The organism is Longimicrobium sp., assembly GCF_036399935.1.
GTDB lineage: Bacteria > Gemmatimonadota > Gemmatimonadetes > Longimicrobiales > Longimicrobiaceae > Longimicrobium.
The window spans coordinates 85,358-92,358 of the sequence record NZ_DASWMD010000081.1 but is presented as its reverse complement, the minus strand read 5'-3'; the positions used below and the strand labels follow the sequence as shown (position 1 = coordinate 92,358).

Below are 7,001 nucleotides of genomic sequence, written 5' to 3'. Positions count from 1 at the left end.
CCCGTCGTAGACTTCCCTGGTGTCCAGCGTGTTGGTGTTGTCGTAGATGGGGTTCATCCAGATGGCGGTGATCCCCAGGTCGCGCAGGTACGGCAGCTTCTGGCGCACCCCCTCGAGGTCGCCGCCGTGCCAGCGGCGCGCGCCCGCGCGGTCGAGGATGCCGCGCGACACGGCCGGCTCGTCGTTGCGCGGGTCGCCGTTGGCGAACCGGTCCGGCATCAGCAGGTACAGCACGTCGTCGGGCCCGAAGCCCTGGTAGCGCCCCGTAGCCGGCAGCGCCGCCGACACGGTGAACGGCACCTGCGCCGCGCCACCGCCCGTGCGCAGGGTGAGCGGGTACCGCCCCGGCGCCGCCCCGTCGCCCACGGTGACGTCGACGAACGCGTACGTCCCCGCCGCGTTCACCTTTACCTCCCCGCACGCCAGACGCGGGCACTCCATGCGTGCGCCGCCCAGGTTGCGCCCGCGGATGAGCAGGCGCACGGGGTTGATGGAGTGGCCCGCCCACCAGTTGGGCGGATCTACCTTGAGCACCTCCGGCCCCTGCGCGTGTGCGGAACCGGCGATCGCAGCCGCGGCCACCGCGGCGAGCAGACGGAGAACGGGCTTCATGGGGTCGTTTCCAGGGATGGGGATGGAGCGCGCGGACGTCGCTGCTCGCGCGGCCCGCAATCTGTGCACGCGCCGCCCCGTCCGACAAGGCGGGTCAGGCCCGGGCCCCCGGCGCAGCGGCCGATCCCCGCGGGCGGCGGCTACCTCACCGGCAGCACGTTGTCCGCCGAGTTGCGGTCGATGTAGAAGTTGTAGGGATCGATGCCGGCGTGCGTCGGCTTGCGGGCGGTGACGAAGCGCAGCACCTGGCGGCCGGAGCGGATGGGGTGGCGCTCCAGCAGCACCACGTGCGATGCGTCGAAGGCGTCGCGGCCGGGCTCGGCGGTGAAGAGGCCGATCTCGATGCGCTCGGCCAGCGGCGTCTCCGCCTCGGCGCCCTTGCCGTCGCCGTAGAACTTCTTCGCCACCACCGGCACCGTCACGTCCCACCTGCCGTCCGCGCGGCGCACCGCCGTGGGCGCGGTCACTTCCAGGTGGTAGAGGGTAACTCGCTCGAAGAGGTCGGTGATCAGCGTCTGCTCTTCCGGCGTTCGTGCCTCGGCGCGCAGGGCCGCGACCAGGTCCAGCGAGCGGGGGAACGGCGCACCCTTGAACGCGTAGCGGCCCAGCAGCGTCCGCAGCGCCCGGTTGACCCGGTCCTCGCCCAGCCGCTCCTGCAGCAGGTACATCGCCATCGCTCCCTTGCGGTAGGTGACGTGGTCCTCCCCCGTCACCCGGGTGAGCGTCGGTTCCTCCCCCGCCGAATACTCCCGGCCCTCCAGGTAGCGGTCCAGCTCGTATTGCAGGTAGCGGCGCATGTAGTCCTTGCCGCGCAGCTTCTTCATCACCATCTGCGCGGAATACTGGGACAGCGTCTCGGACAGCAGCTCCCTGCCCTCCATATCCGCGCCGACCACCTGGTGCGCCCAGTACTGGTGCGCCAGCTCGTGCGCGGTGACGTACGAGACGTAGTCGATCGTCTCCGGCGCGTCGAAATCGGCGGCGAAGCCCACGTCTTCCGAAAAGGGGATGGTGCCGGGGAAGGCCTGCGCGAACTCGTGATAGCCCGGGAACTCCACGATCCGCGCGTGGTCGAACGGATAGGGGCCGAAGTTCGCCTGGTAGTAGTCCAGCGCCGCCGCCAGAGCGTCGAGCATGCGGTCCACGTTCCACGCGTGGGCGGGATGGTGATAGACGGCCAGGTCCACGCCGGCGTACTGGCGGTGCTTCTCCGCGTACCGGGCAGACTGGATGGAGAAGCGGGGATGGATCGGCACGCCCGACACGAAGCGCGCGACGCGCCGGCCGCCGCGCACCACGTCCGACACCTTGTTGCCGGGCGCGAGCGGCGTCTGGTCCGCCGAGGTAGACACGGTGATGTCGGACTTCGCCCATCCGCGGCCATACGTGGTGTTCGCGGTCGCGGCAAGGTCTTCCAGCTTCGCCACGCCGGGCGCCGGGGGCAGGCCGTACCGGCGCCGCGTGTCGGGATTCTGCAGCAGCCCGGCGCGGACCAGGCCGATCGTCGGCACCAGGTGGGCCTCGGTGAGGAACGTGCCGTTCTCCACGAGACGGGTGAAGGTCGGCTGGTTGCGGAAGCCGCGGAGGCGGAGCCGCGTCTCCCACTCCATCACCCGCTCCTCGCCCGGCTGCATCGGCCGGTCCAGGCGATAGATGCGGTAGCCGAACCGCGCGTCGTCGCTGATCAGCCGCGCCCCGGGGAGGATCGCGCTGGCGAGCTGCAGGTCGCCGCCCAGCACGCGGACGTGGATGTCGGGAATGGGCTGCGCCGTCAGGTTGCGGAGCCGATAGCGCCCCTTCGTCACGGCCCGCCGCTCCTCCGGGTAGAGGGCGACGTCCAGCGTCAGCTCCACGATCCTCGGGTGCCCCAGGTCGGCGAATCGCCCATACTTCTTCTCGAAGGCGGCCGCGTGCGCCTCGCTCGCACCCTGCGTGCGGTAGTCGTTGAGGACGTCGGTGTTGTAGAAGGCGTAGGCCCCCGTCGCGGTGAAGGTCAGCAGGGCCGCGGCGGCCACCCATCCCGCCGCACCCGCCAGGCGCCGCCGCGCGAGCCCCAGCCGGGGCCGCAGCCGGATCTCGGTGCCGCGCCTCCACAGCAGGTGCGCGGCGACGAGGAGAAGGACGGCAAACGCGCCCCAGTACAGGCGGAAGGTCCATGCGCCCACCCAGAACGACCCGGCCCCGTTCATGTCCGTGAGCGGCATGCCGGGCGTGCCGCCGTACAGGAAAAGGTTGTGATCGACCTTGGTGTTCAGCTGCTGCCACGCCAGGAAGACCACCATGACCGCCCAGCCCACCGCCTTGTGGGGACTGACCGCCTGGACGAAGATCGCCAGCGCCGCCAGCAGCAGCATGTCGCACGTGCCCGGCAGCACGTGCCAGAGCAGGTACTTGCCCAATTCCAGGTGCGTGTATCCCAGCGAGAGCTGCAGGACGACGGAGGCGACGACGCTCGCCAGCAGCATGGCCATGAGCACCAGCCCCATCGCCAGCGTCTTCGACACCACGAACACCCAGTTGGGCATCGGCGCCGCGCCGACCAGCTCGTGCATCCTGCGGTCGCGCTCGCGCCAGACGAGCTCGCCCGCGTAGAAGATGGCCACGATCAGCGGCGTCATCCCCATGCCGTCCGCGATCTCGGGGATCATCGAGAGCGTCGTCGGATAGGTCGGCCTGCCGTCCGGGTCGCGCTGCGTAGTGAGGACCAGGACGGTGATGTACAGCCCCCACGCCATCAGGACCACGAACGCCGGGCTCAGCACCACCTGCCTGGTCTCGAACCGCGTGCGCATCCACAGCATCGCCCGCAGCGCCGCGCTGCCGTGCCGGGGCGCGGGAAGGGAGACGCCATCCGCGACGGGCGGCGCGTCCACGGGCTCTCGTCCCGCGAGCTTCTGCATCTTCCGCTCGCGCCTCGACATCCCCTGGTCCGCGAAGCGATAGACGGCGTGCGCGAGCGCCAGGCAGCCGAGGGCGACGGCTATCCACAGGAGGCGGTTGTAGAGCAGGGCTCCGCCGAACTCGGGGAGCGTCACGTTCCGCTCGGCCACCGTCCAGTACCGCGTGGCATCGTTCAGCGCCCGTCCCCCGAAGGGGTCCGCCATCGCGGCCGCCCTCTGCAGCTGCGGCCGATCGGCGAAGGCGCCCTCCAGGACGAAGTAGGCCGAGATGAAGCCGATGACGCCCAGGTAGGAGCCCATCATCGACCCCGTGATCGTCGCCAGGGCGAAGAAGATGGCGGAGTGGACGAGGACGTTGGGGAGCCCGACCAGGAGGTAGCCGTACAGGTGGTCCATCGGCCGGTAGGGTCCCACGGTGACGGGATCGGCCCACGGCATCATCGTTCCCAGCCAGATGCCCAGCGGCACCAGCAGCAGGCAGAGCGCCGCGACGGCGAAGGCGCCCAGGAAGCGGCCGGCCAGGTACTCGAACTTGCCGATGGGCGTGGACCGGATGATGGGCCCGTAGCCGGTCTCGTCGTCGCGGATGACCGCGTTGGCGACGAACGACGTGGTCACGAACATGAAGAAGATCGAGACCATCAGGTAGTTCCGCAGCGTCGCGAAGGCCGCGTTCTGCAGCAGGCCGCCCTCGGAGCCGAGTTCGAACCCCGTGCTGATGGAGACGAAGTACAGCGCGAAGACCGCGGCGGCGGAGACCCGGAGCAGCGGGTTGCGGAGCAGGTAGCGGAATTCGAAGCGGGCGATTGGGATGAGCATCGTCTTGCCTCAGGCCGCGCGGCGCGACTGCGCCAGCGTGCAGAAGTAGACGTCCTCCAGCCCGGCATCCACCGGGGCGAAGCCGTCGCGCGGGTCCTGGTCGGCCAAAACGTGCACGATGGTGCGTCCGGCGAAGAGGCGCGTGGAGAGCACGTCGTACCGCTCGCGGCAGGCGGCCAGCTCGGCGCGATCGATCACCTTCATCCAGATCCTCCCGCGGGTGCGGAGGATGAGGTCCAGCGGCGCGCCTTCCAGCTGCACGCGCCCATCGGCCAGCACCGCCATCCGCGGGCACAGGTCCGACACGTCTTCCACGATGTGGGTGGAAAGGATGACCACCACGCTCTCGCCGATCTCCGCGAGCAGGTTCAGGAAGCGGTTGCGCTCCTCGGGGTCCAGCCCGGCGGTGGGCTCGTCGACGATGACCAGCTGCGGGTTGCCGATCAGCGCCTGCGCGATGCCGAAGCGCTGCCGCATGCCTCCGGAAAAGCCGGCCAGCGACTTCTTGCGGACGCTCCACAGGTTCACCTGCTGCAGCAGCGTTTCCACCGTCGCCTTGCGACCGGCCGCGGAGGCGACGCCCTTGAGCACGGCCATGTGGTCCAGCATCTCGTACGCGGAAACGCGCGGGTACACGCCGAAATCCTGCGGCAGGTAGCCCAGGGTGCGCCGCAGCTTCTCCGGCTCGGCGATCACGTCCACCTCTCCGAAGCGGATGGCGCCCTCCGTCGGCGTCTGCAGCGTGGCGATCGTCCGCATCAGCGTCGACTTCCCCGCCCCGTTGGGACCCAGGAGGCCGTACATGCCGCGCGGGATGGACAGGGTCACGTGGTCCAGGGCGCGCGTGCCGTTGGCGTAGACGTGGCTGACGTCGGACAGGTTCAGCATCGATTCTCCATGGATGGCAACCGGCGGGACGGGCAGGGCGGCGATACGGGTCGCTGCCGCAAAGCTGCACCGCCGTATGAAGACTCGGAAGCCGGCATCCGCCGAACGGCAGATTGGGACGGTCGAATGGGGAGTGCGGAGGTCGCGCGGTGCCGCGGGACCCGCATTAGGCGCCTTTGCGTGCCAATGGCGAACGGATACATTGAAAGCAGGATTCCTGACGCACGCCGCCGTGTCCGTGAAACGCGCGCAGGAACGTTGATGACCGAATGGTTCGTCGCGGCTGCATCCGCCCGCCAACCCCACGGGTGATCCATGCGTGAACGTGTAGCCTTCTGCTTACGTGGTCTCGTGAAACCCCCGCGCGGGGTATCCGGCAGCCCGGCCACGAGGACGACGATCGGGGTCGCTGGTCTCGCGGTCCTGCTTTCCTGCAGCGGAGAGACGACTCCGCCGCCTGTCTCTCCTCCCGTGCCGCCCGTGCAACCGGACATTCCGATCAGCGGCGCCGCAGTGCCGGGGATGGGGGTTTACGACCAGATCATCCCCGATCTGATGCGGAAGTTCGCCATTCCCGGTGGAGCGGTGGCCGTGCTGCACGACGGCAGGCTGATCTACGCGCGCGGCTTCGGCTACGCGGACGTCGAGAACAAGACGCCGGTGCAGCCCGACGCGCTCTTCCGGATCGCCAGCGTGTCGAAGCCGATCACCGCTGCCGCCATCATGAAGCTGGTGGAAGAAGGCAAGCTCGAGCTCGACGACCGCGTGGCGCCGTTCATCGCGCACCTCACGCCTAGGCCGGGAGCGACCGTCGATCCGCGGTGGGAGCAGATCACCATCCGGCATCTCCTCACCCACACCGGGGGCTGGGATTCCACCAAGCCGAATGGCGGGTTCGACCCGATGTATCGGCCGGTGATCGCCGCAACCGCGGTCAACGCGCCCGCGCCGGCGACTGCCGAAACGATCATCCGCTACATGAAGGGATTGCCGCTCGACTTCAATCCGGGCGAAAAGTACGTCTACTCGAACTTTGGCTATGCCATTCTGGGCCGCGTGATCGAGCGTGTGAGCGGCATGCCGTACGAGGAGTACGTACGCGCACGCGTGCTCCAGCCCCTGGGCGCCGTTCGAACGCGGCAGGGCAAAACGCGCATGCGCGACGCGCTCCCGGACGAGGTGAAGTACTACGTGCCGGAGTCACCGGGGCTGGGCATGACCGCGCCGCTGGTGCCATCCGTGTTCCCGGGCGAAGGCACGGTGCCCATCCCGTACGGCGGCTTCCACCTCGAAGCGTCGGATGCAAGCGGCGCCTGGGTTTCGTCGACCGTCGATCTCCTGCGGTTCCTGGCCGGCGTCGATGGCCGGGCGAACCGTCCCGACATCCTCAGTGCCGGCCTCGTCGCGGAGATGACCAGCAGCGGCCCCACGGTATGTGCCAGTGGCGCGTGCTATTACGCGTTCGGATGGCTGGTTCGCCCCACCCAGGGCGACGCGACCTGGTCGCACGCGGGATCGAACCCCGGCACGTCGAGCCTTCTGGTGCGCTCGCATCACAACTTCTCGTGGGTCGCGCTGTTCAACGCCCGCTCCCCGACAGGCACCCTCGCCGGCGAGCTCGATGCCGCGCTCTGGGACGCGGTCGCGAGCATCACGTCGGTTCCCACACACGACCTGTTTTCGAGCTTCCGATGACAGGCGCCGGCGGAGGACGACTCGGGACACGGGCTCAACATCCTCCCCCGCCTGCCGGCCTCCGCGCCCTGAGCCATTGGACGCAGA

General features: G+C 69.3%; 4 protein-coding genes. 1 reads left to right on the top strand and 3 read right to left on the bottom strand.

What is annotated here, in order from left to right; all coding sequences use genetic code 11:
- From VGB24_RS24440 to VGB24_RS24430, 3 genes are all read right to left on the bottom strand, one after another.
- Window positions 1-612 (bottom strand): alpha-amylase family glycosyl hydrolase (locus tag VGB24_RS24440; RefSeq protein WP_331075551.1); only part of this gene is annotated, 612 nt, incomplete at its 3' end.
- A 140-nt stretch (window positions 613-752) separates the two neighbouring features.
- Window positions 753-4,331, bottom strand: coding sequence for an ABC transporter permease (locus VGB24_RS24435; protein WP_331075550.1), 3,579 nt, complete (start codon window positions 4,329-4,331; stop codon window positions 753-755).
- A gap of 9 nt (window positions 4,332-4,340) precedes the next feature.
- A complete protein-coding gene (locus tag VGB24_RS24430) occupies window positions 4,341-5,219 on the bottom strand; it encodes an ABC transporter ATP-binding protein (RefSeq protein WP_331075549.1) in 879 nt (292 codons plus the stop codon).
- A 480-nt stretch (window positions 5,220-5,699) separates the two neighbouring features.
- Between VGB24_RS24430 and VGB24_RS24425 the strand changes: the two genes are divergently transcribed.
- Window positions 5,700-6,914, top strand: coding sequence for a serine hydrolase domain-containing protein (locus VGB24_RS24425; protein WP_331075548.1), 1,215 nt, complete (start codon window positions 5,700-5,702; stop codon window positions 6,912-6,914).
- Window positions 6,915-7,001: the final 87 nt, after the last annotated feature.

What these genes read in the sequence shown, in the direction of transcription:
- VGB24_RS24435 (WP_331075550.1), bottom strand. Translation starts at nt 4,331, where the DNA reads ATGCTCATCCCAATCGCCCGCTTCGAATTCCGCTACCTGCTCCGCAAC.
- VGB24_RS24430 (WP_331075549.1), bottom strand. Translation starts at nt 5,219, where the DNA reads ATGCTGAACCTGTCCGACGTCAGCCACGTCTACGCCAACGGCACGCGC.